Source organism: Ancylobacter sp. WKF20, from assembly GCF_029760895.1.
GTDB lineage: Bacteria > Pseudomonadota > Alphaproteobacteria > Rhizobiales > Xanthobacteraceae > Ancylobacter.
The window spans coordinates 990712-1015959 of record NZ_CP121679.1 but is presented as its reverse complement, the minus strand read 5'-3'; the positions used below and the strand labels follow the sequence as shown (position 1 = coordinate 1015959).

Genomic DNA, 25248 nt, shown 5'->3' with positions numbered 1-25248 from the left:
GACGCGTGAAGCGAACCGTCACACGGTCAGGTGGTGAAAGCGGCGGCCGAAATAGACCAGACCGCCGGCCGCGCCGGCCTGATGCAGGCCGAGCACCTCGCAGAACGCGACATCATGCGTGCCCACCGTGGCAAGCTCGGTCACCCGGCAGTCGAAGGCCACGCTCGCCTCCATCAGCACCGGCGCTCCGGTCACGAGCGTGCCCCACTCCCCGCCGGCGAAGCGCTCGCTCATTGTCTTGACGCCGCCGGCGAAGGCCATGCCCAGTGCTTCGTGATGCGGACCCGCCAGCGTGTTGACGCACAGGCTGCGGCTGTTGGCGATCGCCCGGTGCGACTGGTTGGAGCGGTTGATGCAGACCAGCAGCGTCGGCGGGCTGTCCGTCACCGAACACACCGCCGAGGCCGTGAAGCCGCAGGGACCATCCTCATCGAGGCTGGTGACGATGTTCACCGCCGCCGGCAACCGGCTCATGCCCTCGCGATAGAGCTCCCGGCTGACTGCCGCTGGAAGCGCCTCACCCGCGAGGCTGGCGAGCCGGTCGGCGGCAATGCTGCGGGGGTCGGTCGCGCTCATGATGTCCTCCGTCGGCGGGGTCGCAACAGGATCAGAACTCCCGCAGCGTCTGGCGCAGCGTCGCGCCTTCCGTGTAGCTGGTGCGGGCAAGGCCCCGGCGCTGCAAGGCCGGCACCAGTCCCTCGCAGATTTCATTGATGTACTGGCGCGAGATGTTTGCGGTGAAGGGCCGGGTGATGAGGAAGCCATCGCCGCCGACCTCCGCCATCACCTCGCCCATGCGTTCCGCCACCTGATCCGGCGTGCCGACGAGCCCGTCGAGCCCGCGCGAGAGCTGGTCGGCGCAGAGCTGGCGCAGCGTCTTGCCCGAGCCCCATTGCTGGAAGGCATCGAGCGAGCCCTGCTCGCCATTGGTGGTGAGGTGCGGCAGCGGCTGGTCGAGATCGAATTTCGAGAAATCGATGTCGGTGATGGCGGCGATGAGCGCCAGCGCCTTCTCGCAATAATCCGGCGCCTCGACGATCCGCGCGGCCTTGGCCTTCGCCTCGTCCTCGGTCTCGCCGAGGATCGGCGCGACGACGAACAGCACCTTGATCTCGTCCGGGTCGCGCCCGCCGGCGGCGGCGCGGGCGCGCACGTCGTCGCGATAGGCCTTGAGGCCGGCGACGCCCATGGAGGGGGCGATGATGCTGTCCGCCGTCATCGCCGCGAATTGCCGGCCGCGCGGCGAGCCGCCGGCCTGCACGAAGGCGGGACGCCCCTGCGGCGAGGGCACGCAGTTCAGCGGCCCCCGGCTCTTGAAATACTTGCCCTCGAAATGGATCGGCCGGACCTTGGAGGCATCGGCATAGGTCCGGGTGACGGGGTCGCGCACCACCGCGTCGGCATCCCAGCTTCCCCAGAGCTGCTTGCACAGCTCGACATATTCGTCGGCCATGTCATAGCGCTCCTGGCGGGGCGGCAGCTTGTCCATGCCGAAATTCTCGGCCGCGAGATCCTCGCCGGTGGTGACGATGTTCCAGCCGAAGCGGCCCTTGCAGATGCTGTCCAGCGTCGCGCACAGCCGGGCGAGCATGAAGGGCGGGTAGGCCATGGTGGAGAAGGTCGCGACCACGCCCATGTGACGCGTATTGGCGCCGATCAGCGCCGCCATCGGCGAGGGATCGGCCTTCGGCCCCATGATGTTGTGCTTCAGGTAGATCTCGTTGGTGCCGCCATAGGCCTCCGAGATCATCAGCGTGTCCTCGAGCATGATGTAGTCGAAGCAGGCGCGCTCCATCGCCTTCGCCATGTCGATGTAGAACTGCCCGTCCCACGGGTCGCCGCCTCCACCGGTGAAGGGCTTGGTCCACTCATCGACCGCGAAATTGGTGAACCAGCCGAGATGGAGGGGCTTGGGACTCATGTGCTGCCTCGCCTGTGTAACGCGCGGGATACCGCCGGGTGATCGATCCGCCGGATGACGTGCAACGCTAGTGCCGCCCGCGCGGCCGCGACCATCGCGAAAAGCCCAAGCGATGTTTCGCAGCCGGCGTCGCATCTTTGGGCAGCAGGCGTGCGGACGGGGCAATCGCTGTGCAATCGCTCTTTCCGATGACAGGATGAGCAGCATCGATTTTGCTTGATTATCAGCGACATGGGCGCCGGGCCGTCACGGCGCGCATCTTGCTATTTGCTGTCCACCCTGGGGACGTCGACGCGGAGAGGCCTAGCCATGTCGCATATCAGCCAGATCTACGACATCGACCTGAAGCTGCTGCGGTGCTTCTGCACCATTGTGGAGGAGCAGAGCTTCACCGCGGCGCAGGCGGCGCTGAACCTGTCGCAATCGACGCTGAGCGAAAACCTGAAATCGCTGGAGATTCGCCTCGGCGCGCGGCTGTGCCGGCGCGGGCCCAAGGGCTTCAAGCTCTTTCGCGAGGGCGAAGTCGTCTACAAGGCCGCCAAGGAGCTGTTCGCCTCGATCGAGGCCTTCAAGCAGAAAGCGTCGAACATCAACCAGACCACGGCCTATGAGCTGTCCATCGGCATTCAGGACGGCATCGTCGAGAACCCGCACGCGCGCGTGCATGACGCCATCCGCCGCTTCTCGGAATATTACCCCAATGTCCGCTTCCGCGTGGAGGTGATGCTCGGCTTCCAGCTCGCCGGGCGGGTGGCCGACGGCATGGTGCATGTCGGCATCGGGCTGATGAACGAGCATTACCCGCAGCTGAGCTACGAGCACCTGTTCGACGAGCAGGGCTTCATGTGCTGCAGCGCCCAGCACCCGCTCTTCGCGATCCCCGACGAAGCGCTCACCCTCGCCGACATCGACGCCGCCGCCTATTGCAGCCGGGGCCATCTGGAGCGCTATCACCCCGAGCGCACGCGGCGCAGCGATGGCGCGGGCGATATCGGGCACGGCATCCAGTCGCAGCTCGCGCTCATCCTGTCCGGGCGGAACATCGGCTATGTGCTCGACCACATGGCCGAGCCGATGATCGCCAGCGGCATGCTGCGCGCGCTGCGGCCGGACCTCGTGCGCGTCGTCAATCCGGTGACCGCGCTGATGGGCCCCGCCGCGAGTGACTTCAAGCTGGCGCGGCACTTCGTCGACTGCCTGGTGGACGTCCATATGGAACTCGGCAGCGCCCGCCTGCTGCCGCGCCCGGCCAGCGTGCTCGATGGAACGCGGCCGGCGAATGACCGCGGCTACACCCCGCCGCCCGGCGCGCGGGCCTCCTCCAGCGCGGCCTGAGGCTCACCCGCCTCATAAAGCTCAAGCGGCAGGCCGTCCGGGTCGGCGAAGAAGGTGAAGCGCCGCCCGGTATAGGGATCGACCCGCACCGGCTCGGACGCCACATTGAGCCCCGCCAGCCGGGCGATCTCGGCGTCGAGATCATCGACGGCGAACGCCAGATGCCGCAACCCCTGCGCTTCCGGGCGGCTCGGGCGCGGCGGGGCGTCGGGGAAGGAGAACAGCTCGATCCGCGCATTGCCCGCGTCGAGATCGCATTTCCACGAGCGCCGCTCGGCCCGGTAGACCTCGTGCAGCACCGGGAAACCGAGGATCTCAGCATAGAAGCGGCGCGAGCGCGCATAGTCGGCGCCGATGATCGCGATGTGGTGAATGCCCTTCATCCGCTCTGCCCAATCCCCGCGCCCCTCTGACGCAGCCGGCGCCTGCACCTTGCACAAGCCGGCCTCTCCCGGCAGATAAGCCTTTCGTAGCAGGTGACGGGGACACCATGGCCGAGAAGCTGACGATGCACGAGATGATCGCCACCGCGAGCCATCTGCCGCGCCTGCCGTTCGACGCGCGCGAACTGGCGACCATCCGCACCGCGACACCCATTGTCGGGCCCAAGCTGTCGCCGAAATTCGAGCCCGAGGCCGGCTATGTCTACCTCGCCTCCCGCCAGCTCCATATGGAGTTCGTCGTGGTGAAGTCGGTGCGCAAGAAGACCATCTTCGGCTCGCTCAAGCCGCGCTTCACCATTTTCCTCGGCTTCGAGGATGGCGAGGTGTGGGAGCAGGGCCCGGAAGTCACCACGCCCCGCGCCGTCGCCTATGTGTTCCAGCGCCTGCAGGCCGCCGACCAGTGGCTGGACAAGGAATATGGCCGCAAGCGGTGAGGCTCAGCCGGCCTGAAGCCGCAGGCCGATGATGCCGGCGAGAATCGCGGCGACGCAGAGCAGCTTCATCGGCGTCAGCGCCTCGCCGAACAGCAGCGCGCCCAGGAACACCGTGCCCACCGAGCCGACCGCCGTCCAGGCGGGATAGGCCACGCTCACCGGCAGCGTCTTCATCGCGGCGGTGAGGAACAGCAGGCTGGCAATGCCGGCCGCGACGGTGAACACGCTCCAGCCGACGCGGGAGAAGCCGTCCGCATATTTCATCGTCACCGCGAACAGCATCTCGAACAACGACGCGACGACGAGATAAACCCAGGCCATTTCGCCCTCTCCTGCTTCCGCCGCGACATGAGGCGGATTCGTGCATCGGTGACAGGCACCGCACGAAGTCCTTATACTCACGCCGGAAAGCAGCGGACAAACGCGCCTTTCTCATCTTACGCCTGAGTCAAACTCATCCATCGGAACGCTCATGCGACGCCTGCCTCCCCTCGCCGCGCTGCGCGCCTTTGAAGCCGCCGGCCGGCTGGAAAGCTTCAAGGGCGCGGCCGCCGAGCTGGGCGTGACGCCCACCGCCATCAGCCACCAGATCCGTCAGCTGGAAGCCGAGCTCGGCCTTGCCCTGTTTCACCGGCAGACCCGCCGCGTCGTGCTGACGGAGGAAGGCCGCGCCCTGCACGGGCCGATCCAGCAGGGGTTTGAGGCGATGGCGCAGGCCATCGAGCGCGTCTGTCACCGCCCGCAGCGGCAGGTGGCGACGCTGTCGGCCACCGTCGCCTTCACTGCCCGGCTGCTGGTGCCGCGCGCGGCGCGCTTCCGTGCTCGCTTCCCCGGCTGGGATCTGCGCCTTCATGCGGCGGATGAGCCGGTGAACCTCATGGCCGGCGAGGCCGATGCCGCCATTCGCTATGGCGCCGGGCCTTACCCCGGCCTCGCGGCGGTGGAGCTGATGGCGGAACGCTTCGCCCCGGTTTGCGCGCCGCATCTGGGCATTCGCACGCGCGATGACCTCACCCATGCGACGCTGATCCATACGGAGGTGCTGCCCTTCGCCCCGCAGGCCAGCGTGCCGAGCTGGCGGCACTTTGCCGAAGTGGCCGGCCTCGGCCCCCTCGCGGCGGCGAGCGGGATCTCGCTCAACGATGAATCAAGCGCGATCCAGGCCGCTATTGCCGGCCAGGGTATCGCGCTGGTGAGCCTGACGCTGGTCGCCAATGAGCTGGCGGCGGCCTTGCTCGTCCAGCCCTTCGGGCCGGTGATGGAAGGGCTGCGCTACCGCTTCCTTGCCCCCGCCAGCCGCGCGGAGCGGCCGGCGACCGCCGTCTTGCGGCAGTGGGTAAGTGAGGAGTTTGGGGTGGGCGAGAAACTCGGGGGCAGCGAGCGTGTCGCGCCCCGATGAACCTCAGCCGGCCGAAAGGCGTGGCTGCGGTGGCTTGCCGCCGACCAGCAGCAGGTCGCTCTCGTCCTTGAGGTTCACGCCGGTGAGCTGGCGCGCCATGGCTTGGTCGATGAGCCAGGCGAGCTTGAAGGCGGCGTGGTCATAGGCAAGCCCCTCGCCGCGCACATTCGAGATGCAGTTGCGCTCGGCATCGGAGCGGCCGACACGTGGCGCGAAGGTGAGGTAGAGGCCGAGACTGTCCGGCGAGGAAAGCCCCGGGCGTTCGCCGATCAGCACCACCACGGCGCGGGCCTTCATCAGCTCGCCCACCTCGTCGCCCAGCGCCACGCGGGCCTGCGAGGCGACGGCGATGGGAGCAAGGCGCCAGCCGGCTTCCGCCACCCGCGTCTTGAAGGCGGTGAGGAAGGGCACCGCCTGCGCGTGGATGGCGGTGGAGGACAGGCCATCCGCCACGACGACCGCCAGATCCACCGGCTCACCCGCCCGCTCACGCAACGCCGCGCGGCTGGCGTCGGAGAGCCGCCGGCCGAGATCGGGGCGGCGCAGATACGCATCGCGCGCCGGGGCGGCCGAGGCGATCTCGATCGTCTCGAAGCCGAGAGCGCTAATAGCCTGCGCCGTCGCGGCGGAATCGAAGGGGGTATGCACGGCATCGCGGGCCTGCGCATGGGCAAGGGCGAAGCGCAGCACCTCGCGCGTCGGCAGCCCCGTGCCGGCCCGCCCGAGCGCGATGCGCGCCGGCGTGGTGCCGGCGAGCTTGCGCCAGACATCTTCGACCACATAGCCGGTCGAGGCGTCGGGGACGGCCGGCTCCGGGCTCACAGCGTCCGGGGCGATGATGTCGGGTTCGGCGGAATCCTGCGGGAGCGGGGTCGTCATGCCGCCAGCTCCGGCGCGACGGCGAGCAGCGGATGGTTATCGCGCTGCGGCTTCAGCCGGCCGTCCGGCCCTGTGATGCCCATGCGCTGGAGCCACGCCTCGAACTCCGGCGCGCGCTTGAGGCCCAGAACCTCACGCAGATAGAGCTGATCGTGGAACGAGGTGGACTGGTAGTTCAGCATGATGTCGTCGGAACCGGGAATGCCCATGATGTAGGTCACGCCCGCCGCGCCGAGCAGCGTCATCAGCGTGTCCATGTCGTCCTGGTCCGCCTCGGCATGGTTGGTGTAGCAGACGTCGCAACCGAGCGGCACACCCATCAGCTTGCCGCAGAAATGGTCCTCCAGCCCGGCGCGGATGATCTGCTTGCCGTCATAGAGATATTCCGGCCCGATGAAGCCGACGACGGTGTTGACCAGAAGCGGGCGGAACGGCCGGCACACCGCATAGGCGCGGGCTTCCAGCGTCTGCTGGTCGACGCCATGATGGGCGTTGGCGGAGAGCGCGGAGCCCTGCCCAGTCTCGAAATACATCACATTGTCGCCGAGCGTGCCGCGCTTCAGCGACAGCGCCGCCTCGTGGCCTTCCTTGAGCGTGGCGAGGCTGATGCCGAAGGAGGCGTTGGCCGCTTCCGTGCCGGCGACGGACTGGAAGACCAGATCCACCGGCACGCCGCGATTGATGACCTCGGTCGAGGTGGTCACATGGGTGAGCACGCAGGACTGGGTGGGAATCTCGAAGCGCTGGATGATCTCATCCGTCAGCTTCAGCAGATCGCTGAGCACGGGCAGGCTGTCGGAGGCCGGGTTGATGCCGATGGTGGCGTCGCCGCAGCCATAGAGCAGCCCGTCGAGGATCGAGGCGGTGATGCCGGCGGGATCGTCGGTGGGGTGGTTCGGCTGGAGCCGCACCGCCATGGTGCCGGGCAGGCCGATGGTATTTCGGAACCGCGTCACCACCCGGCACTTCTTGGCGACGATGATGAGATCCTGATTGCGCATCAGCTTGGAGACCGCCGCCGCCATCTCCGGCGTCACGCCCGGCGCGAGCGCCGCCAGCACCTCGGAGGTCGCCACCGGCGACAGCAGGAAATCGCGGAAATCGCCGACCGTCATGTGCGAAATCGGCCGGAAGGCGACCGTGTCATGCGTGTCGATGATGAGGCGGGTGACCTCGTCGCTCTCATAGGGCACCAGCGCATGGGTCAGGAAGGTCGCGAGCGGCACCTCCGCGAGGCACATGCGCGCCGCGACATTCTCCTCCGCCGAGCCCGCTGCCACGCCGGCGAGCATGTCACCGGAGCGGATCGGGGTCGCCTTCGCCATCAGCTCCCGGAGATCAGCGAAGACATAGCTCTGCGATCCGACGATGTGACGATAGGCCATGGCTGCTCCTTCACCGGCGCGCGAGCCCTGCCCAAATGCGCGCCATGGCAAAAACTTACCCTGCCGGCGCGGTGACGGGAAGCACGACTTGCGTTGGTCGACGACATGCCACGCTGGACGGGCGCGCGCCCACGGGCTAGGAGGCGGGAAAGCGAACGGGGAGACGCGCCATGGCCACCTTCATCCTCATCCACGGCTCCTGGCACTGGGGCGGCTGCTTCCAGAAGGTCGCCAACATCCTCGGCGCCGCCGGCCACGCGGTGATCGCGCCCGATCTCGCCAGCCACGGCTTCGACCCAACCCCGACCGCCGCGGTCACCGACATCACCATCTATGCCGCCCCGGTGCGCGCCGCGCTGGAGGCGATCGAGGGTAAGGCGATCCTGGTCGGCCATTCGGTGGGCGGGGCGACCTGCACCTGGCTCGGCGAGGAAATGCCCGAGCGCATCGCGGCGCTGGTCTACCTTACCGGTTTCATGGCACCGGCCGGCAAGACCGCCCGGGACTTCGTGATGACGCCGACCTATCTCAAGGATCCCGCCATCGTCGAGACGCAGGGCATGCTCCGCCTCGGCAAGGAGGGGCTCGGCCTCGACCTGACGAAGACCGACCTGATCGCCCGCTCGCTCTATTCGGACTGCTCGGCGCATGACATCGCCCGCGCCCTGCCGAGCCTGGTGCGGGTCACGCCACACGCGCCTTTCGTGTACACATCGTCCACCACACTGCACCGCTTCGGACGCCTTCCCCGGCACTATATCGAGTGCCTTCAGGACCGCGGTTTGCCCCTCGCCGTGCAGCGCGAGATGCAGGCGGCGGTGCCGGGCGCGCATGTCCACCAGCTCGATACCGGCCACTCGCCCTTCCTCTCGGCGCCCGACGCGGTGGCGGAGATCCTATTGAACATCTGCTGAGCCCGCAGCGCCACACGTCGCGGCATCCGGCATGATCAAGGCGCGTGCCCCCTTTCCCGCTGGCACCGACACCCGCTAGCCTGACCGGACTTCCAGAAGCCCTAGGGCTCACCAAGAGGCACGAATGTCCGATCAGGAAAAGCTCGCCGCGCTGCGGGCGAAATATGCAGGCGTCGGTGGCGGCGTGGTCTATGACGAGACCTTCAAGCGCGTCGCCGACATGCAGTTCAAGGATGGCGAAAAGCGCGTCTGGCCGTGGGCGGGCGCCGCCACCCTGCTCGATGCCCCCTATCGCCCCGACGCGCAGGAACTCGCCGATTTCGGCGGCCTGGACGTGGCACTCATTGGCGTTCCGATGGACCTCGGCGTGACGAACCGCGCCGGCGCGCGCCTTGGCCCACGCGCAGTGCGTGCCATTGAGCGCATCGGGCCCTATGAGCACGTTCTGAACATGGTACCGGCCGCCGAGGCCAAGACAGCGGATATCGGCGACGTCCCGTTCCGCTCGCGCTTTAGTCTCGATTCCTGCCATGAGGACATCGAAGCTTTCTACAAGAAGATTGTCGCGGCGGGCGTCATCCCGCTTTCGGTGGGCGGCGACCACTCGATCACCGGCTCGATCCTCAAGGCGGTGGGAGAGACGCGCCCCGTCGGCATGCTGCATATCGATGCCCATTGCGACACCTCGGGCACCTATGAGGGCGCCAAGTTCCATCATGGCGGCCCCTTCCGCAACGCGGTGCTGGATGGGGTGCTCGATCCGAGCCGCACCATCCAGATCGGCATTCGCGGCGGCGCGGAGTTCCTCTGGGAGTTCTCCTATGAGAGCGGCATGACCGTGATCCATGCCGAGGAGGTCACCGGCATGGGCGTTCCGGCGATCATCGAGAAGGCCAAGCAGGTGCTTGGGACCGGGCCGGTCTATGTGTCCTTCGATGTGGACAGCCTCGACCCCGCCTTCGCGCCCGGCACGGGCACGCCGGAGATCGGCGGGCTCACCTCGCGCGAGGTACTGGAGATCCTGCGCGGCCTCAACGGGCTCGACGTGATCGGCGGCGATGTCGTCGAAGTCGCGCCGCAGTATGATAACACCTCCAACACCGCCCATGCCGCGGCGCAGGTGCTGTTCGAGATCTTCTGCATGTCGGTGACGGCGCTCAAGGCGCGGCGGGGGGATTGATGCGCCTCGCCATGCTGCAGACGGCCGGCGACCCAGAGAATCGTGTCGCCGCTAATCTCGACCGGCTCGCCGATGCCGCCGGGCGCGCGGCGGCCGGCGGCGCCGACTTGCTGCTCGCGCCGGAGATGTTCCTCACCGGCTACAACATCGGGCGCGCCGCTGCGGACGTGGTGGCGGAGCCCGTTGATGGCCCAAGCGCCAGGCATGCGGCGGAGATCGCCCGCACCCATAACATCGCGCTCTGCTTCGGCTACCCCGAGCGTGGGCCCGATGGGGCGATCTACAATGCCGCCCTGCTGATCGACGCCGACGGTCGGCAACTGCTGAACTTCCGCAAGACTCACCTGTTCGGCGACCTTGACCGGGCGATGTTCGCGCCCGGTCCCGGCACAGCCGAGGTGGTGGAAGTCGCCGGCCTGAAGGCGGGGCTGCTCATCTGCTACGACGTCGAATTCCCGGAAGCGGTGCGGGCGCTGGCGCTCAACGGCGCCGATCTCGTTCTGGTGCCGACGGCGAACATGAAGCCCTATGATCCCGTCTCGCTCTATGTCGTGCCCGCGCGGGCCTTCGAGAACGAACTCTTCGTCGCCTATGCCAATCGCTGCGGCGTGGAAGGGGAGCTGGAGTATATGGGCCTGAGCTGCGTCGGTGACCCCTCGGGCGGCAATCTGGTGCTGGCGGGCGATGGCGAGGAGCTGATCTTCGCCGATCTGACGCCGGAAGCACTGGCGCGCGGGCGGGCGTTGAACACCCATATGCGTGACCGCCGGCCCGGGCTTTACACATCTCAGCTAGCCGGCCGCTGAGCGGACGATCCATCAAACGAAAAGGGCGCGCCGGGTGACCGACGCGCCCTTGTTATTGTGGCCTCTCGCGTCAGTGCGCGGGCGACTGACGGCCGGCGATGGGCGCCAGGCCGTCAGCCTCGACCACCGTGCGGGCGATGAAGCGCGAACGCAGCGGCTTCAGCACGAACATGGCGAGGAAGGCGGCCGTGGCGTTGAGGCCGACCGCGATGGCGAACACCGCATACCAGCCATAGCTGGCGGCAATGATGCTGGCGAACGGCACGAGCAGCGCCGCCGTGCCCTTGGCGGTGTAGAGCATGCCCGCATTCGTCGCCGCGAACTTCGAGCCGAACGTGTCGCCGCAGGTGGCGGGGAACAGCGAGTAGATCTCACCGAACACGCCGAAGAAGCAGGCCGTCGCCAGCACGAACACCAGCGGGTTCGAGCCGTGATAGACCAGCAGCAGCAGCATCGCGGCGGCCGTGCCGAAGGCGATGAACATGGTGTTCTCGCGCCCGATCCGGTCCGAGACATAGCCGAAGATCGGCCGGCCGAAGCCGTCGAAGATGCGGTCGAGCGAGATGGCGAGCGTCAGCGCCGCCGCCTGCAGGCCCAGCAGGTTCACCGGGATGTCGGCGACGCCGAGATCATGGGCGATCGGGCCGATCTGGGCCGCCGCCATCAGGCCGCCCGAGGCGACCATGACGAACATGAGGTACAGCACCCAGAACACCGGCTTGGTGATGGTCTGCGAGGGCTGGTAGTCTATTTTGCTCTGCGGCAGCGACAGCGCCTTCTTGGGCGCGGCGATCTTGTAAACCGGCGGGCGCAGGAACTGCGCGAGCAGAAACACGACCAGGCCCTGGCCAATGCCGAACCAGAAGAACGCGGTCTGATAGCCATGCGAGGCGATGGTGTTGGCGATCGGCACCACGGTGAGCGCGGCACCGGCGCCGAAGCCGGCAGCGGTCGCGCCGGCGGCGAGGCCGCGACGGTAGGGGAACCACTTGAGGGCGTTACCCACGCAGGTGCCGTACACCGCGCCAGCGCCGATGCCGGCGAACACCGCACCGGCATAGAGCAGGGTGAGCGAGTCGGCGTAGGAATTGATGACCCAGGCAAGGCCGATCATCACGCCGCCAAAAGTCACCACGACCCGCGGGCCGTAGCGATCGACGAACCACGCCTCGATCGGCACGAGCCAGGTTTCGGTCAGCACAAAGATGGTGAAGGCGGTCTGGATTGCCGCACGGCTCCAGCCATGGGCTTGATTGATCGGGTCAACGAAGAGCGTCCACCCGTACTGAAGATTGGCGATCATCGCCATGCAGAGGATGCCGCAGGCCAGCTGGAACCAGGGTTCCCAGCTCCGCGCGGTGCCGACCGGATTCGTCGTGTTCGCTTCCATAGAGGTTTCCTCGACCTGTTGCTGCCGCACGGCTCTTGGTGACCGCTTCGAGCGCGGATGCTCCCCGCATCCTCAATATGTCCGCCTGCCATGCCCGGCGGCTTTCGCACCGGGACTTTCCCAACGTCATATGCTGACGGATGGTAAAGTATTCAAAACTTCAATCATGCGATTTCAGACAAGTTCAACAATTAGCACTTTCCTAAATGGATTCAATATCTTTCATACCAATGGTTGTTTACTTAGCGTCATTGTATGTTCGCTCATATATAGCGGCCATTTAATTTGAGAATTATGATACGTGTTGAAAAATTATAATGACGTTGAAATCTCTTACGACTGTTCGGCAAATGACATCTTGCGGACTATTACCCGCCATGACGCTGGTGATGCGTGCGGATGCGTTGCGTCATGCCGGCCAACTGCCCTAGCGCAGGCAGGTCGGACCTCTGCCGGATCCTCTACAGCCTCTGCGTCATCCGTTTGGGAAGGCCGGCGATGTCAGCGCGGTGGAACGGGCCAGGGCTGCGGAATCGACAGGGAACCCCAAGGCGGTCGACTGCGTTCCAGTACCGCGACCGGTGCTGTGGTCCGGTCGTCAAAGCGATAAGGGGATTTCTATGAGCCGCACTGTGCTCGGGGCCGTGGTCGTCGTACTGGCCGTCGTCGCCGCCGTCTTTGCCTACCAGGCCTATGAACGCGAGCAGAACTCGCTGCAGATCGAGGTAGGCCCGAATGGCGTGAAGGTCGATCCGCCGGGCTGAGGCTAGGGGCTCGCCACGCGACGAAAGTCGCACGGGCATGGGCTGTATCGCCAGGGCGGCTGGTCTAAAAGGGCGACCTGATCCCTATCCGGTCGCGTCTTTACTGCCCGGCCGCCCGCTCCCGGAGCCCTACCGCCCATGTCCTCCACGTCAGCCGCCGTTGCAGGCGGCGCCGTTGCCAATCCTCGCTCGCGCGTCATCCTCGCCAGCCTGATCGGCACAACCATCGAATTCTACGACTTCTATGTCTATGCGACGGCGGCGGTGCTGGTATTTCCGCACCTTTTCTTTCCCGCCGGCAATGACACGACCGCCCTCCTCGCCTCCTTCGCCGTGTTCGGCGCGGCGATGGTCGCCCGCCCGCTGGGCGCGATCTTCTTTGGCCATCTCGGCGACAAGCGCGGCCGCAAGGTGACACTGGTCGGCGCGCTGCTGACCATGGGCATCGCGACCTTCCTCATCGGCGCCCTGCCCACCTATCACCAGGTCGGCTGGCTCGCCCCGGCCCTGCTGATGCTGATGCGCCTCGCCCAAGGCTTTGCGCTGGGCGGCGAATGGAGCGGGGCGGCGCTGGTCGCCACGGAGAACGCGCCAGCCGGCAAGCGCGCGGTCTATGGCACCTTTCCGCAGCTCGGCGCGCCGCTGGGCTTCATTCTGGCCAACGGGCTGTTCCTCATCATCGCCGCGGTTCTCCCCTCCGAGGATCCCTCGCGCCCGTCGCAGGCCTTCCTCGAATGGGGCTGGCGCATCCCCTTCCTATTCTCGATCGTGATGGTGATCGTCGGCCTGTGGGTTCGCCTCAATCTTGTTGAGAGTGCTGCTTTCGAGAAGACGGTGAAGGCTGGCAAGGTGCGTAGCCTGCCGCTGGTGTCGGTGTTCCGCACCCATACGCGCGAACTGGTGCTCGGCACCTTCTACATGCTCGCGACCTATGTGCTGTTCTACCTGATGACGACCTTCTCGCTGAGCTATGGCCGAGCGGGCGTCAACGCCGTACTGCCGGGGCTTGGGTATGATTACACCACCTTCGTGCTGATGATGATCATCGGCGTGGTGTTCTTCGGCATCTTCACCATGGTCTCCGGCCCGTGGGCGGACCGCTTCGGCCGCCGGCGCACGCTGATCCTGGTGACGCTGGCGATCATAGCTTTCGGCCTGCTCTGGGTGCCGCTGCTGGCCGCCGGAACCTTCGGCGTCATGGCGTGGCTGATCCTTGGTTTCAGCCTGATGGGGCTGACCTTCGGGCCCATGGGCGCGCTGCTGCCGGAGCTGTTTCCGGCCAATGTGCGCTATACCGGCTCGGGCATTTCCTACAACGTGTCGTCCATCCTCGGCGCGGCGGTGGCGCCGTTCATCGCCGTGGCGCTGTGGAACTGGGGCGGCGGTAGTCCGTTCTGGGTAGGTGTCTACCTCTCCGCCATGGCCGGATTGACGCTCGTTGCGCTGCTGATGGGCGCGGAGACGCGCGACGTCGATATCGAGGCCTGAGGCGTCGCCCGGTATCAAATCCGGGCGAGCCGCAGCCGGGCGATGACGAAGGCGGCTAGCGTTGCCAGCAGGCAGGCGAGCGCCGCCTTGTCCAGCGCGCCCATGAAGGCCGTATGCGCCGCCGCCAGCAGCGGCGCGGCCTCTGACGCGGGCAGTGCGCGGGCGGCGATGACGGCGCCGTCCAGCGTCGCCCGCGCCGGGGCCAGCACGCTCTCGGGCAGGCCGGGCAGGCTCGCCGCCTCCATGCTTAACCGGTAGCTCGCCGCTGCCAGACTGCCGAGCACGGCAATACCCAACGCGCCGCCAAACTCGAAACTGGTCTCCGAAATAGCCGAGGCCGCCCCTGCCCGCTCGGCCGGCGCGAGGCGCATGACAAGATCGGTCGTCAGCGTGCCGACGGGCGCAAGTCCAAGACATATCAGCACAATTGCCGTCATCAGCACCGCGAGCGACGAGTCCGGGCGCAGCTGCGTCAGCACGCCGAAACCGAGCGCGGCGATGAGGGCGCCGACCGAGAGCACGTCGACTGGACGCCAGCGGCGGACCAGCCAGGGCGTTGCCATCGAGCCGACAGCGAAGCACAGGCCCGAAGGCGCCGTCCACAATCCCGCCTCCAGCGGGCTCATGTCGAGCACGAGCTGCAGATATTGCGAGATGAAGACGAAGATGCCCATCGCGCCGAGCATCGCCGTTACATTGATACCGAGCGCGGCGCCAAGGCCGGGGTGACGGAACAAGGCGAGGTCGATCATCGGGTCCGTGAGCCGCTTCTGCCGGCGGATGAAGAGCGTGCCGACCGCCAGACCGAACGCAATCGCCGCCACGGCTGCCAGCCCGACGCCGGACTCGGCCATGTGCTTCATGCCGTAAATAATTGATAGCGACGCTATAATCGACTGTGCGGCGCTCAACACATCGAGCCGGCCGGCCTTCTCGTCGCGAAACTCCGGCAGCAGCAGCGGGCCGGCGATGAGCAGACCGATCATCACCGGAACGGCCGCGAGAAACACCGCCCCCCACCAGAAATACGTCAATATGATACCGCCGACGAGCGGCCCCAGCGCGGCGCCGGAGGAGAAACAGGCGATCCACACGCCGATGGCGAAGGTGCGCTCGCGCTGGTCGAGGAAGATGTTGCGCAGCAGCGACAGGGTGGACGGCGCCAGGGTCGCCCCGGCAATGCCGAGGATGGCGCGGGCGGCGATCAGCTCCTCGGCGGTGCGTGCGAAGGCGGCGAGGAACGAGGCGGCGGCGAAGGCCGCGGCGCCGATCAGCAGCAGACGGCGCCGGCCGATACGGTCGCCCAGCGTGCCCATCAGCATCAGCGTGCCGGCGACCATGAAGCCGTAAATATCAATGATCCAAAGCAGTTGCGCGGCCGACGGGGCGAGATCGAGGGCGAGGTGCGGCACCGCGAGATTGAGCACGGTGAGGTCCATCGCGTAGACGAGGCAGGGCAACGCGATCACCCCGAGAGCCACCCAGTCACGCAGGGTAGCCCGTTGAGAAATCTCTGACGCCTGCATCACGCACCTCACCTGTGGGCGGTGGGCATAGCCGATTGGCCCCTCCCCAGCCAGAGGCGGTTGACGTTCCGGCACGGCGCGGGTCGCTCACTGACGCCAGGCGGCAACAGATTCGGTGTTTTAATACCGCCACCCCTCCCCCCGTTAGGGCGCCGCCGCGCTCTCGATGCGGGCGCGCAAGGCACGCTGCGCCGCCTCGTCCAGCGGGAAGCGCCACATCAGCGCGATGGCGGCCAGCTTTGGCGCCAGCGGCAGCCAGGCATAGAGCGCGGCGAGCGCGCCCGTGCCTGCGCCACCGGGCGCGCCCGGGGTGAAACCGGCGACGTCCAGAAGCGGAAAAACCAAGCCCACACTAAGGGCTAGCGAGATTTTCGTGGCCAGCGTCCAGGCCGCGAAATAGAGGCCGGAGCGTTGCTCGCCGGAGGCGGCGGTGTCGGCGTCGATGACGTCGGCCTGGATGGCCGGGGGGATCACCAGGTCGAAGGCGAGCAGGAGGCCGGTCGCCACGCAGATCGCCGCGAAGGCGGCGCTGTCGCCGGGGCCGAGAAATCCCGCCGCCGCGAAGATGGCACAGGCGATCAGCATGGAGCCGCACCAGGCGCGGTGTTTTCCTACCCTTGCGGCGACCTTCAGCGCCAGCGGCACACCGGCTATCGCACTGAGAAAATAGGCGAAAAGCAGTGGGCCGCGCAATTCCGGCGCCCCCAGCCGGTCGGCGACGAAATAGAGGAAAAGCGTCGCTGGAATGGCGTTGGCGAGCCCGTTCAGCACGAAGGCGGCGAGCAGGCGCAGGAACGGGCGGTTAGCCGCGAGGTGTTTCAGCCCCTCGCGCAGGTCCAGCCGGGTGCGCGAATGGTCCACCGGCTCGGGCACGAAGCGCAGTGCAGTGAGTCCAAAAGTCGGTGCAGTGAGGAGGACAGTCAGGCCAATCAGTGCAAGTCCGTGCAGGGAATCGCCGTGCCGTCCGTCCGACCGGTCAAAGCCGGTCAGGAAGGGCAGGCTGATGGCGACCAGCGTGCCGATCAGCGTCGCCCCCTCGCGCGCGGCGGTGATGGCGGCGCGCTCGCGGTAATCGCCCGACAGCTCCGCCCCCCAAGCGCCATAGGCAAGGGTCGCCGCCGTGTAGCCGAGCGAGACGCCCGTCGCCCAGAAGGCGAGATAGGCGAGGCCTGCCCCGGCCGGCGGGGCAAAGAGCATGTAGGCGCTGACCGCCGCCACCGGCAGCGCGGCGAGGAACAGGGTGCGCCGGCGCCCGAGGCGGGTCTTGATGCGGTCGGACAGCAGACCCAGCGCCACGTCGCCAGCGGCGTCGATGAGGCGGACCGCCAGCAGCACGCCGCCCACAGCACCGAGCGAGAGGCCGAGCGTCTCGGTGTAGAAGGTCGGCACCAGCAGATAGAGCGGCAGGGCGAGGGCCGCGAGCGGCAAGGCCGGCAGCGCATAGGCCAGCAACCGCCAGCGGCCGATCCCCGGCGCGGATGCTGCGGCCATCAGGGCCGCCGGAACTCGACCCGCGTGCGGGCGACCGGCAGCCCGAACTTCGTGACCCAGGCCGTGTTCAGCACGGTGCCGTCGGCGCGCAGGGTCATGGTGTCGTAGAAGCGCACCAGATTTTCGCCCGGCCCCTCGTCGAGATCGACGAGGTAATTGAAGGTCGCGGTATTGCCGTTGATGGTGACGCGGGTATCGCCGCGCACATCCTCGCGCGTGCCGAGATAGGTGCCGTCCGGCTGCTTCTCGAACCGCCAGGTCTTGGTCTGGCGCTCGCCATCGGTGAAGGTGAACTTCTCCACCAGCGTCAGCAGGTGTCCATTCCATTTGCCGTCCAGCGCGACGGCGAACTGCCGCGACGTGCCGTTGATGGCGCTGAACGAGCCCGTCGCCTCGGTCTTGCCGGTGAAATAGCCCTCCAGGGTGAAGGGCGCCATCCCTGCCGGGCTGGACTGGGCCGGTGCGCCGGCAACCAGCGACGCCGCCGCGAGGAAGCTCATGGGCAGAATGCGTTTGAGACTGTGGCGCATGGCACACTCCGTGAATTGTTTCGGATTTACGTACCGGTGGCGCCCGTGGATGATCGGCCTGCCGCGCGTTTTTCCTCGCGCGATGGTGATCGTCAGGCCGATCCGCTACGTAAACGGCAAATGGCCCGAGCCGGGAATGGCGGCCTCTCAGGGAGTGGCAAGCGCGGGGCGCCGCCACAGGTAACGTCGGTACGTCTTCCATGCGCATTCTCTCGTGCCTCACGACCGAACATGACCTGTGGCTTCTGGCACTCGCTGTGCTGGTGTGTGGCGGGGGCAGCTGGGTGGCGTTGGAGCTCTACCGACGTGCCCGCCAGCGTGACGGGCGCCAGCGGGCGGGATGGCTGTTCCTCTCCTCCGTGGCGGCGGGCTGCTCGGTCTGGTGCACCCATTTCGTCGCCATGCTGGCCTACCGGACCGACGTGGTCGCCAGCTACGATCCGGTGCTGACGCTGGTTTCCCTGTTCGTGGTCATCACCGGCATTGCGCTGGCCTTCCATCTGGCGCCGGCCACGCGCCAGCCGGGGCGGCGGATGGCGTGGCTAATGGCCGGCCTGCTGCTCGGCCTCTCGGTCTCCGGCATGCACTATGTCGGCATGCTCGCCTATCGCGCGCAGGGGCTGATGCTCTGGGACGCGACCTATGTCGCCGCCTCCGTCGCGCTCGCGGTGGTCTGCGCGCTCGGCGCGCTGGGGTTCGAGCTGCGCGGGCGGCGGGTGCTCGGCCTCGGCCTGTTCACGCTGTGCATCCTCACCCTGCACTTCACCGGCATGGCGGCGCTGACGCTGGTGCCGTTCGGCGCGCCGGCGGTGGATCCGTCGAGCTTTGACGGGCTTGCCGTGGCGGTGACCTGCGCCGCGCTGCTGGTCGCGGCGACGGGCGGGGTCGCGCATATGATCGACACCGACGTGAACGACCAGACGGTGGACGCGCTGCGCCAGATGGCGCTGGTGGACGGGCTGACCGGCCTGCCCAACCGCAACAGCTTCACCAGCTATCTGGAACTCAAGCTCGCCCGCGCCCGTTCGGAAGGGCGCAGCTTCGCCGTGGTCATCATCGACTTCGACAAGTTCAAGGCGGTCAATGACGTGCATGGCCATGAGGGGGGCGATGCGCTGCTGCGCGCGGTCGCCGCGCGCATGAGCGCCGAACTGCGCGACGGCGAGTTCCTCGCCCGCATGGGCGGTGACGAATTTGCCGCCATCTGCCCGCTCAGCGGCGGACGCAAGCCCGAGGATTTCCTGCGCCGGCTGGAGCGCGCGCTGCAGGCGCCGGTACGCATCAAGGAATTCGACGTGCTGGCCCATGCCAGCTTCGGCGTCTCGCTCTACCCGCAGGACGGGGCGACGGCGGCGCAGATCGTCGGCAATGCCGATCTCGCCATGTACCGCGCCAAGGCGGACCCGGCGCGCGGCGTCTCCTATTACGAAGCGGCCATGGATGAGGTCGCGCGCGGGCGGCGCGAGCTGGTGCTGGAAATCCGCAACGCGCTGGAGCAAGGCGCTTTCGAGCTGCATTACCAGCTGCAGGCCCGCCTCGCGCCCGAGGGAGCGGAGGGCCAGCCGCGGCTCGACCATGAGGTTGGGCCGACCGAGGTGATCGGCTATGAGGCGCTGCTGCGCTGGCACCACCCGGTGCGCGGCTTCATCTCGCCCGGCGACTTCATCCCACTGGCCGAGGAAAGCGGGCTGATCCTGCCGGTCGGCGAATGGGTGCTGCGCACCGCCTGCCGCGACGCGGCCCAATGGCCGGCGCCGCATCGCGTGGCCGTCAATATCTCCGCCGTGCAGATCATGTATGGCGACCTGCCCCGGCTGGTGGCCAGCGCGCTGAAGGATAGCGGGCTGGACCCGGCGCGGCTGGAGCTGGAGGTGACGGAAACCTCGCTGATGGAGGAGCGTGCGCACTGCCTCGCCGTGCTCAACGAGATCCGCAAGCTCGGCGTGATGATCGCCATCGACGATTTCGGCACCGGCTATTCCTCGCTCGACGTGCTCCGGGTTTTCCCGTTCCAGCGCATCAAGCTCGATCGCTCCTTCATGCGCGATGTGACGGGCAGCGCCGAGGCGCTGGCCATCCTGCGCGCGGTGCTGGCGCTCGGCCATAGCCTGAAGATCCAGGTGCTGGCCGAGGGGGTGGAGACGGTCGAACAGCTCGCCTTGCTGGAAGCGGAGGGCTGCCACGAGGTTCAGGGCTATCTGCTGGGGCGGCCGGTGCCGCTGGCGCAGACGTTCAACCTGTCGAGCGCGGGCCTGAGCCTCGCCCTGTGAAAACGCCGCCCGGCGGGAACCGGGCGGCGCGAAGCGTGGGGAAGGATGGCGGCGCGGGCGCTGCCGGGCCGCTTTTGCGGCTTACTGGACCTGCGCCTTCGCCTTGGCGAGGAAGGTGCCGTCGAAGGTCTTCGACAGGTCGATCGCCGCGCCGTCGAGCTTCGGGTCGGTGGTGGTGAGCAGGTTCAGCGCGCTCTTCATGCTGGCCTCGTCGATGTTGCCATCGGTCGAGTAGGATTCGCGCGAGGCGTTGAACGCCTTGATGTAAAGCGCCTTGTCACCCAGCCAATACTCCTCCGGCACGGCGGCGGCGACCTGCTCGGGCGTCGCCTTCTCCAGCCATTTCAGCGTGCGGTAGAACACATTGGTGAGGGCCTGCACCGTCTTGGGGTTCTCCTTGATGAAGTCCTCCTTGAGGTACAGCACCGCCGCCGGGTTCATGCCGCCGAACAGCTGCTCGGTCCCCTGCGTGGTACGGGTGTCGATCAGCACATTGATCAGGTCGAGTTCCTGAAGCTTGGAGATGACCGGGTCGAGATGGGAGATCGCGTCGATCTCGCCCTTCTGCATCGCCGCCACCGCCGAGGCGCCGCCGCCGACGCCGATGAACGCCGCGTCGTCCTGCTTCAGCCCGGCCTTGGCGAAGGCGTACTGCACGAGGATATGGGTCGAGGAGCCCGGCGCGGTGACGCCGATGTTCCGGCCCTTGAGATCCGCCACCGTCTTGATCTTGTCGGCCTCGGACTTGCGCACGGCGAGCACGATGCCGGGATAGCGGCCGAGGTCGATGACGGCGCGGATGTCCTGCTTCTTCTGCTGCATGCGGATCGTGTGCTCATAGGCACCCGTGACCGCATCCACCGAGCCGCCGACCAACGCCTGCAGCGACTTGGCGCCGCCGCCGAAATCGTTGATCTCGACGGTGAGGCCGGCATCCTTGAAGTAGCCGAGCCGCTCGGCCAGCGTCAGCGGGAGATAATAGAGCAGCGGCTTGCCGCCGACGCCGATGGTCAGGTTCGGCTTCTCCACATCCGCCGCCTGGGCGGCGCCGAGGGCCGGCAGCAGCAGCGAGGCCGCCAGCAGGATCGTACGTAATTTCATAAGGTTCCTCCCGTTTCTTGAACGATTATCTGCGGATCAGCCCTGCTCGCTGGCCGCCTGCGGCCGCCAGACCAGAAGGCGGTTTTCCACCCGCGTCACCACCCAGTCGATGACCAGCACGAAGGCGGCGAGGATGAACATGCCGGCGAACACGCCGGTGACATCGAACACGCCTTCCGCCTGATGAATGAGATAGCCGAGCCCCGCCGACGAGCCGAGGTACTCGCCGACCACGGCGCCGACCAGCGCGAAGCCGACCGAGGTGTGCAGCGAGGAGAACATCCAGGACAGCGCCGAGGGCCAGTACACGTTGCGGAACAGCTGGCGCTCGTTCATCCCCATCATGCGGGCATTGGCGAGCACGACGGGGCTCACCTCCTTCACGCCCTGATAGACGTTGAAGAACACGATGAAGAACACCAGCGTCACGCCCAGCGCCACCTTCGACCAGATGCCAAGGCCGAGCCAGAGCATGAAGATCGGCGCCAGCACCACGCGCGGCAGGGCGTTGACCATCTTCACATAGGGATCGAACACCGCCGCCAGGATGGGCTTGCGGGCGAACCAGAAGCCGATGATGACGCCGCCCGCCGAGCCGATGACGAAGGCGAGCACCGTCTCGGTCAGCGTGATGTAGAGGTGCTTCCAGATGGTGCCGGAGACGAACAGCTCGACCACGCGCTGCATCACGTCGAGCGGGGTGGAGAAGAAGAACTCCGGCAGCAGGTATTTGCCGCCGATCGGCACGGTGGAGCCGATGTGCCAGAAGCCGAGCACAGCAACCGCGACCAGCACCTGAAGGGCGAGCAGCTTGACGGGATGGATCCTCACGACGCGATCTCCTCAGCCCCGGTGATGTCGCCATAGGTCTTGGCCACTTCCGACTTCAGCTGGTTCCAGATCTGCCGGTGGATCTCGTGGAAGCGATGGTCGAGCCGGATGTCGGCGGTGTCGCGCGGGCGGGCGAGGTCGATCGGGAAGTCGCCGATGATCCGCGCCTCGGGCCCGGCCGACATGATGACCACGCGGTCGGAGAGCGCGATGGCCTCTTCAAGGTCATGGGTGACGAACATCACCGCCTTGCGGTCCTGCGCCCAGAGCCGCAGCAGGAGCGTGCCCATGATCTGCCGGGTCTGCGCGTCGAGCGGGCCGAAGGGCTCGTCCATCAGGAGAATCTTGGGATCGCGCACCAGCACCTGGGCGAGCGCCACGCGCTTGCGCTGGCCGCCGGACAGCTGATGCGGGTAGCGTTCGCCGAAGCGGCCGAGGCCGACCTTGGTCAGCCATTCCTGCGCCTGCTCCAGCGCCCGCGCGCGCGGCGTGCCGCCGATTTCCAGCGCGATGGCGACATTGTCCAGCGCCGTCTTCCACGGCATCAGCGCGTCCTGCTGGAAGAGATAGCCGGCCTTGGCGTTCAGCCCCGCCAGCGGTTCCCCGAAAATGCGGACCGAACCACCCGCCGGCTTCAACAGGCCCGCCGTGGCGTTGAGCAAGGTGGACTTGCCGCAGCCGGTGGGGCCGACAATGGCGACGAACTCCCCCTCGCGCACATGCAGCGAGGTCGGCGCCACCGCCTTGAAGGTCGGCTTGCCCTTCATGGTGAAGCTGATGCTCACATCGTCCAGCGCCACCGCCAGCGGCGCGCCGTCAGTAGCTGTCCGCAACGCGGAATCCATCATCTGTTCTCCTGTTGCGAGGGTCAGGACGCGGCCGGGCGCAGCGCGACGGGGACGGGATGCAGATCCCCGCTCCGCCCGGCCTTGGCCACCTGTCCGGGAATGTCGTGGCCGATGAGCGCCGGCAGGCCGCGCGCGAGGGTGAGCAGCGCCGGCAGGTCGACGCCGGTCGCCACGCCCATCTCATCGAGCATATGGACGAGATCCTCGGTCGAGATATTGCCGGTCGCGCCCGGCGCGAAGGGGCAGCCGCCCAGGCCGCCGAGCGAGGCGTCGAAACGGTCCGCCCCCTCCTCCAGCGCCGCCACCACATTGGCGAGGCCCATGCCGCGCGTGTTGTGGAAATGCAGCGTCAGCGGCACCGCGCCGAAACTGCGGCGCACCGCCCGCACCAGCCCGGCCACCTGCCGGGGATTGGCCATGCCGGTGGTGTCGGCCAGCGTGACGGAATCCAGCCCGATCTCGAGATAGCGACCGACCAGCGCCAGCACCTTTTCCGGCGCCTGCGCGCCCTCGAAGGGACAGCCAAAGGCGGTGGCGATGGAGCCGTTGAGCTTGGCCCGCCCCGTCGTGCGCCCCTTGGCCTCCGCCACGATGGCGCGGAAGCCGTCGAGCGACTGTTCCGGGCTCATGCGCATATTGGCGAGATTGTGCGTCGCGCTCACCGAGAGGACGAGGTTCAGCTCGTCCATGCCGGCGTCCAGCGCCTCCTGCGCCCCGCGCAGGTTCGGCACCAGCGCGACATAGGTGACGCCAGGGCGGCGCGTGATGGCGCGCGCCACCTCCCGCGCATCGGCAAGATTCGGCACCGCCTTGGGCGAGACGAAGGACGTCACCTCGATCTTCGACACGCCAGTCTGCGACAGCGCATCGATCAGCGCGATCTTGTCGGGCGTCGGCAGGAAGCGCGGCTCGATTTGCAGGCCGTCGCGCGTCACCACTTCCTGAATGTGGACGCGGGCGGGAAGGGTCTCCAGACTCACGCGGAATCCCCCTGCCCGTCTGGCGCGGCGACGGCGCCCTTGCTGAGCAAGGCGGCGATCTCATCGGGCGCGTAGCCGATTTCCGCCAGCACGTCGGCGGTGTGCTCGCCAAGGCGCGGGCCGAGCCAGCTCACCCCACCGGGCGTCTCGGAGAGCTTCGGCACGATGCCGGGCATGCGCACCTGCGTGCCATCCGGCAGGGTCGAGGGCAGGATCATCGCGCGCGCCTGATATTGCGGGTCGGCGACGATGTCCTCGACCGAATAGATCCGCCCGTTCGGCACATCCGCCGCGTCGAGCGCCGCCACCACTTCGTCGATCGGGCGCGTGCGCGTCCAGTCGGCAATGGCGCCGTCGAGCTCGGAGGCATGCGCCGCGCGCCCGTCATTGGAGGCAAGGCGCGGGTCGTTGCCCAGATCCTCGCGGCCGATGGCGGTCATCAGCCGCTTGAAGATGGCGTCGCCATTGCCGGCGATGACGACGAAGGCCCCCTCGCGGGTCGGGTAGGTGTTGGAGGGCGCGATGCCCGGCAGCGAGCCGCCCGAGCGCTCGCGGACATGGCCGAGCAGGTCATATTCCGGGACCAGACTCTCCATCATGTTGAACACGCTCTCATAGAGCGAGACGTCCACCACCTGGCCGCCGCCATTGCCGTTCTTGATCGAGAGCAGCGCCATCAGCGCGCCCATGACCGCGTGCAAGGCGGCCAGCGAGTCGCCGATGCTGATGCCGGTGCGGGCCGGCGGGCGGTCCGGGTCGCCGGTGGTGTAGCGCATGCCGCCCATCGCCTCGCCGACCGCGCCGAAACCGGGGCGCTCGCGATAGGGCCCGTCCTGGCCGAAGCCGGAGATGCGCACCATGACGAGGTTCGGGTTGACCGCCTTGAGCTGCTCCCAGCCGAGGCCCCAGCGTTCCAGCGTGCCCGGCCGGAAATTCTCGATCAGCACATCAGCCTCGCGGGCAAGGCGGCGCACCACCTCCTGCCCTTCAGCGAGACGCATATTGATGGCGACGGACTTCTTGTTGCGCGACTGGAGATACCACCAGAGCGAGGTGCCCTTGTGCAGCTTGCGCCATTTGCGCAGCGGATCGCCCTCGCCCGGCGACTCGACCTTGATCACCTCCGCGCCGAACTCCGCCATCAGCCGGGCGGCAAAGGGCGCGGCGATCAGATTGCCCAACTCGACGACGCGGATTCCCGCGAGCGGGCCCTTCTGGGCGGTGGATAGGGGCGGCATGCTGGCCTGCATCCTGCGGCTTCTCCCGATGTTTTTCCGCTTCTATCGGTCGAAAGCGCCGCGAGGTCCAATCATCTTTGGGCATAGATGACCGG

24 protein-coding genes are annotated in these 25248 nt (G+C 67.4%); 9 read left to right on the top strand and 15 right to left on the bottom strand.

Translation table 11 applies throughout. From position 1 onward, the window contains the following. Positions 1-18 precede the first annotated feature (18 nt). Complete coding sequence (locus tag AncyloWKF20_RS04470; RefSeq protein ID WP_279316709.1) at positions 19-576, bottom strand: flavin reductase; 558 nt, start codon at positions 574-576, stop codon at positions 19-21. 31 nt (positions 577-607) lie between these two features. Continuing rightward, positions 608-1921 carry an NtaA/DmoA family FMN-dependent monooxygenase gene (locus AncyloWKF20_RS04465; protein ID WP_279316708.1) on the bottom strand — a complete coding sequence of 438 codons (1314 nt, stop codon included), beginning with the start codon at positions 1919-1921 and terminating at the stop codon, positions 608-610. 309 nt (positions 1922-2230) lie between these two features. Between AncyloWKF20_RS04465 and AncyloWKF20_RS04460 the strand changes: the two genes are divergently transcribed. Then, positions 2231-3256 (top strand): LysR family transcriptional regulator, encoded by a 1026-nt coding sequence (locus tag AncyloWKF20_RS04460; RefSeq protein WP_279316707.1) that lies wholly within the window; start codon positions 2231-2233, stop codon positions 3254-3256. Here AncyloWKF20_RS04460 and AncyloWKF20_RS04455 read toward each other — a convergent pair. After that, positions 3211-3639, bottom strand: a complete 429-nt coding sequence (locus AncyloWKF20_RS04455) for a VOC family protein (protein ID WP_279316706.1) — start codon at positions 3637-3639, stop codon at positions 3211-3213. The two genes, AncyloWKF20_RS04460 and AncyloWKF20_RS04455, sit on opposite strands and share 46 nt — an antisense overlap. A 107-nt stretch (positions 3640-3746) precedes the next feature. On the opposite strand from AncyloWKF20_RS04455, the gene AncyloWKF20_RS04450 reads away from it, so the two are divergent. After that, positions 3747-4133, top strand: a complete 387-nt coding sequence (locus AncyloWKF20_RS04450) for a hypothetical protein (RefSeq protein WP_279316705.1) — start codon at positions 3747-3749, stop codon at positions 4131-4133. A gap of 3 nt (positions 4134-4136) precedes the next feature. On the opposite strand, the gene AncyloWKF20_RS04445 is transcribed toward AncyloWKF20_RS04450, so the two are convergent. Next, positions 4137-4454 carry a multidrug efflux SMR transporter gene (locus tag AncyloWKF20_RS04445; protein ID WP_279316704.1) on the bottom strand — a complete coding sequence of 106 codons (318 nt, stop codon included), beginning with the start codon at positions 4452-4454 and terminating at the stop codon, positions 4137-4139. Between the two features lie 151 nt (positions 4455-4605). On the opposite strand from AncyloWKF20_RS04445, the gene AncyloWKF20_RS04440 reads away from it, so the two are divergent. Then, the gene (locus tag AncyloWKF20_RS04440) at positions 4606-5532 is read left to right on the top strand and encodes a LysR substrate-binding domain-containing protein (protein ID WP_279316703.1); all 927 of its coding nucleotides are present in this window, start codon (positions 4606-4608) and stop codon (positions 5530-5532) included. Positions 5533-5535: 3 nt separating this feature from the next. On the opposite strand, the gene eutC is transcribed toward AncyloWKF20_RS04440, so the two are convergent. Next, positions 5536-6411, bottom strand: a complete 876-nt coding sequence (eutC, locus tag AncyloWKF20_RS04435) for an ethanolamine ammonia-lyase subunit EutC (protein WP_279316702.1) — start codon at positions 6409-6411, stop codon at positions 5536-5538. Beyond that, positions 6408-7796 carry an ethanolamine ammonia-lyase subunit EutB gene (locus AncyloWKF20_RS04430; protein WP_279316701.1) on the bottom strand — a complete coding sequence of 463 codons (1389 nt, stop codon included), beginning with the start codon at positions 7794-7796 and terminating at the stop codon, positions 6408-6410. The genes eutC and AncyloWKF20_RS04430 overlap by 4 nt, the downstream gene beginning before the upstream one ends. Before the next feature lie 170 nt (positions 7797-7966). Here AncyloWKF20_RS04430 and AncyloWKF20_RS04425 point away from each other — a divergent pair, with 170 nt between their 5' ends. From AncyloWKF20_RS04425 to AncyloWKF20_RS04415, 3 genes are all read left to right on the top strand, one after another. Further along, positions 7967-8710 (top strand): alpha/beta fold hydrolase, encoded by a 744-nt coding sequence (locus AncyloWKF20_RS04425; protein WP_279316700.1) that lies wholly within the window; start codon positions 7967-7969, stop codon positions 8708-8710. Positions 8711-8834: 124 nt separating this feature from the next. Further along, positions 8835-9890 carry an agmatinase gene (speB, locus tag AncyloWKF20_RS04420; protein WP_279316699.1) on the top strand — a complete coding sequence of 352 codons (1056 nt, stop codon included), beginning with the start codon at positions 8835-8837 and terminating at the stop codon, positions 9888-9890. Beyond that, entirely contained in the window at positions 9890-10696 is an 807-nt protein-coding gene (locus AncyloWKF20_RS04415) for a carbon-nitrogen hydrolase family protein (RefSeq protein ID WP_279316698.1), read from the top strand. The genes speB and AncyloWKF20_RS04415 overlap by 1 nt, the downstream gene beginning before the upstream one ends. 70 nt (positions 10697-10766) lie before the next feature. On the opposite strand, the gene oxlT is transcribed toward AncyloWKF20_RS04415, so the two are convergent. Next, positions 10767-12086 carry an oxalate/formate MFS antiporter gene (oxlT, locus tag AncyloWKF20_RS04410; protein WP_279316697.1) on the bottom strand — a complete coding sequence of 440 codons (1320 nt, stop codon included), beginning with the start codon at positions 12084-12086 and terminating at the stop codon, positions 10767-10769. Positions 12087-12706: 620 nt separating this feature from the next. Between oxlT and AncyloWKF20_RS04405 the strand changes: the two genes are divergently transcribed. Together AncyloWKF20_RS04405 and AncyloWKF20_RS04400 are read left to right on the top strand one after the other, a co-directional pair. After that, positions 12707-12850: a hypothetical protein gene (locus AncyloWKF20_RS04405; protein ID WP_267582682.1), complete on the top strand. Its 144-nt coding sequence runs from the start codon at positions 12707-12709 to the stop codon at positions 12848-12850. A 138-nt stretch (positions 12851-12988) separates the two neighbouring features. Beyond that, positions 12989-14338: an MFS transporter gene (locus tag AncyloWKF20_RS04400; RefSeq protein WP_279316696.1), complete on the top strand. Its 1350-nt coding sequence runs from the start codon at positions 12989-12991 to the stop codon at positions 14336-14338. A 14-nt stretch (positions 14339-14352) separates the two neighbouring features. Here the strand turns inward: AncyloWKF20_RS04400 and AncyloWKF20_RS04395 are convergent, their stop codons facing one another. From AncyloWKF20_RS04395 to AncyloWKF20_RS04385, 3 genes are all read right to left on the bottom strand, one after another. After that, positions 14353-15864 (bottom strand): MFS transporter, encoded by a 1512-nt coding sequence (locus AncyloWKF20_RS04395; protein ID WP_279317884.1) that lies wholly within the window; start codon positions 15862-15864, stop codon positions 14353-14355. A gap of 144 nt (positions 15865-16008) precedes the next feature. Beyond that, complete coding sequence (locus tag AncyloWKF20_RS04390; protein WP_279316695.1) at positions 16009-17355, bottom strand: MFS transporter; 1347 nt, start codon at positions 17353-17355, stop codon at positions 16009-16011. After that, positions 17355-17792, bottom strand: coding sequence for a DUF3833 family protein (locus AncyloWKF20_RS04385; protein ID WP_279317883.1), 438 nt, complete (start codon positions 17790-17792; stop codon positions 17355-17357). The genes AncyloWKF20_RS04390 and AncyloWKF20_RS04385 overlap by 1 nt, the downstream gene beginning before the upstream one ends. A gap of 293 nt (positions 17793-18085) precedes the next feature. Between AncyloWKF20_RS04385 and AncyloWKF20_RS04380 the strand changes: the two genes are divergently transcribed. Continuing rightward, positions 18086-20155 carry an EAL domain-containing protein gene (locus AncyloWKF20_RS04380; protein ID WP_279316694.1) on the top strand — a complete coding sequence of 690 codons (2070 nt, stop codon included), beginning with the start codon at positions 18086-18088 and terminating at the stop codon, positions 20153-20155. A gap of 81 nt (positions 20156-20236) precedes the next feature. On the opposite strand, the gene AncyloWKF20_RS04375 is transcribed toward AncyloWKF20_RS04380, so the two are convergent. From AncyloWKF20_RS04375 to AncyloWKF20_RS04355, 5 genes are read right to left on the bottom strand one after another with little or no spacing between them, the layout of a single operon-like run. Continuing rightward, entirely contained in the window at positions 20237-21256 is a 1020-nt protein-coding gene (locus tag AncyloWKF20_RS04375; protein WP_279316693.1) for an ABC transporter substrate-binding protein, read from the bottom strand. A 36-nt stretch (positions 21257-21292) separates the two neighbouring features. Continuing rightward, positions 21293-22081: an ABC transporter permease gene (locus tag AncyloWKF20_RS04370; protein WP_279317882.1), complete on the bottom strand. Its 789-nt coding sequence runs from the start codon at positions 22079-22081 to the stop codon at positions 21293-21295. A 2-nt stretch (positions 22082-22083) separates the two neighbouring features. Then, a complete protein-coding gene (locus AncyloWKF20_RS04365) occupies positions 22084-22932 on the bottom strand; it encodes an ABC transporter ATP-binding protein (RefSeq protein ID WP_279317881.1) in 849 nt (282 codons plus the stop codon). A 23-nt stretch (positions 22933-22955) separates the two neighbouring features. Beyond that, positions 22956-23915 (bottom strand): hydroxymethylglutaryl-CoA lyase, encoded by a 960-nt coding sequence (locus tag AncyloWKF20_RS04360; RefSeq protein ID WP_279316692.1) that lies wholly within the window; start codon positions 23913-23915, stop codon positions 22956-22958. Continuing rightward, the gene (locus AncyloWKF20_RS04355) at positions 23912-25153 is read right to left on the bottom strand and encodes a CaiB/BaiF CoA-transferase family protein (protein ID WP_279316691.1); all 1242 of its coding nucleotides are present in this window, start codon (positions 25151-25153) and stop codon (positions 23912-23914) included. Before AncyloWKF20_RS04355 ends, AncyloWKF20_RS04360 begins: the two co-directional genes overlap by 4 nt. Positions 25154-25248: the final 95 nt, after the last annotated feature.

What these genes read in the sequence shown, in the direction of transcription:
- AncyloWKF20_RS04470 (WP_279316709.1), bottom strand. Translation starts at nt 576, where the DNA reads ATGAGCGCGACCGACCCCCGCAGCATTGCCGCCGACCGGCTCGCCAGC.
- AncyloWKF20_RS04465 (WP_279316708.1), bottom strand. Translation starts at nt 1,921, where the DNA reads ATGAGTCCCAAGCCCCTCCATCTCGGCTGGTTCACCAATTTCGCGGTC.
- AncyloWKF20_RS04460 (WP_279316707.1), top strand. Translation starts at nt 2,231, where the DNA reads ATGTCGCATATCAGCCAGATCTACGACATCGACCTGAAGCTGCTGCGG.
- AncyloWKF20_RS04455 (WP_279316706.1), bottom strand. Translation starts at nt 3,639, where the DNA reads ATGAAGGGCATTCACCACATCGCGATCATCGGCGCCGACTATGCGCGC.
- AncyloWKF20_RS04450 (WP_279316705.1), top strand. Translation starts at nt 3,747, where the DNA reads ATGGCCGAGAAGCTGACGATGCACGAGATGATCGCCACCGCGAGCCAT.
- AncyloWKF20_RS04445 (WP_279316704.1), bottom strand. Translation starts at nt 4,454, where the DNA reads ATGGCCTGGGTTTATCTCGTCGTCGCGTCGTTGTTCGAGATGCTGTTC.
- AncyloWKF20_RS04440 (WP_279316703.1), top strand. Translation starts at nt 4,606, where the DNA reads ATGCGACGCCTGCCTCCCCTCGCCGCGCTGCGCGCCTTTGAAGCCGCC.
- eutC (WP_279316702.1), bottom strand. Translation starts at nt 6,411, where the DNA reads ATGACGACCCCGCTCCCGCAGGATTCCGCCGAACCCGACATCATCGCC.
- AncyloWKF20_RS04430 (WP_279316701.1), bottom strand. Translation starts at nt 7,796, where the DNA reads ATGGCCTATCGTCACATCGTCGGATCGCAGAGCTATGTCTTCGCTGAT.
- AncyloWKF20_RS04425 (WP_279316700.1), top strand. Translation starts at nt 7,967, where the DNA reads ATGGCCACCTTCATCCTCATCCACGGCTCCTGGCACTGGGGCGGCTGC.
- speB (WP_279316699.1), top strand. Translation starts at nt 8,835, where the DNA reads ATGTCCGATCAGGAAAAGCTCGCCGCGCTGCGGGCGAAATATGCAGGC.
- AncyloWKF20_RS04415 (WP_279316698.1), top strand. Translation starts at nt 9,890, where the DNA reads ATGCGCCTCGCCATGCTGCAGACGGCCGGCGACCCAGAGAATCGTGTC.
- oxlT (WP_279316697.1), bottom strand. Translation starts at nt 12,086, where the DNA reads ATGGAAGCGAACACGACGAATCCGGTCGGCACCGCGCGGAGCTGGGAA.
- AncyloWKF20_RS04405 (WP_267582682.1), top strand. Translation starts at nt 12,707, where the DNA reads ATGAGCCGCACTGTGCTCGGGGCCGTGGTCGTCGTACTGGCCGTCGTC.
- AncyloWKF20_RS04400 (WP_279316696.1), top strand. Translation starts at nt 12,989, where the DNA reads ATGTCCTCCACGTCAGCCGCCGTTGCAGGCGGCGCCGTTGCCAATCCT.
- AncyloWKF20_RS04395 (WP_279317884.1), bottom strand. Translation starts at nt 15,864, where the DNA reads ATGCAGGCGTCAGAGATTTCTCAACGGGCTACCCTGCGTGACTGGGTG.
- AncyloWKF20_RS04390 (WP_279316695.1), bottom strand. Translation starts at nt 17,355, where the DNA reads ATGGCCGCAGCATCCGCGCCGGGGATCGGCCGCTGGCGGTTGCTGGCC.
- AncyloWKF20_RS04385 (WP_279317883.1), bottom strand. Translation starts at nt 17,792, where the DNA reads ATGGCGCCCTTCACCCTGGAGGGCTATTTCACCGGCAAGACCGAGGCG.
- AncyloWKF20_RS04380 (WP_279316694.1), top strand. Translation starts at nt 18,086, where the DNA reads ATGCGCATTCTCTCGTGCCTCACGACCGAACATGACCTGTGGCTTCTG.
- AncyloWKF20_RS04375 (WP_279316693.1), bottom strand. Translation starts at nt 21,256, where the DNA reads ATGAAATTACGTACGATCCTGCTGGCGGCCTCGCTGCTGCTGCCGGCC.
- AncyloWKF20_RS04365 (WP_279317881.1), bottom strand. Translation starts at nt 22,932, where the DNA reads ATGGATTCCGCGTTGCGGACAGCTACTGACGGCGCGCCGCTGGCGGTG.
- AncyloWKF20_RS04355 (WP_279316691.1), bottom strand. Translation starts at nt 25,153, where the DNA reads ATGCCGCCCCTATCCACCGCCCAGAAGGGCCCGCTCGCGGGAATCCGC.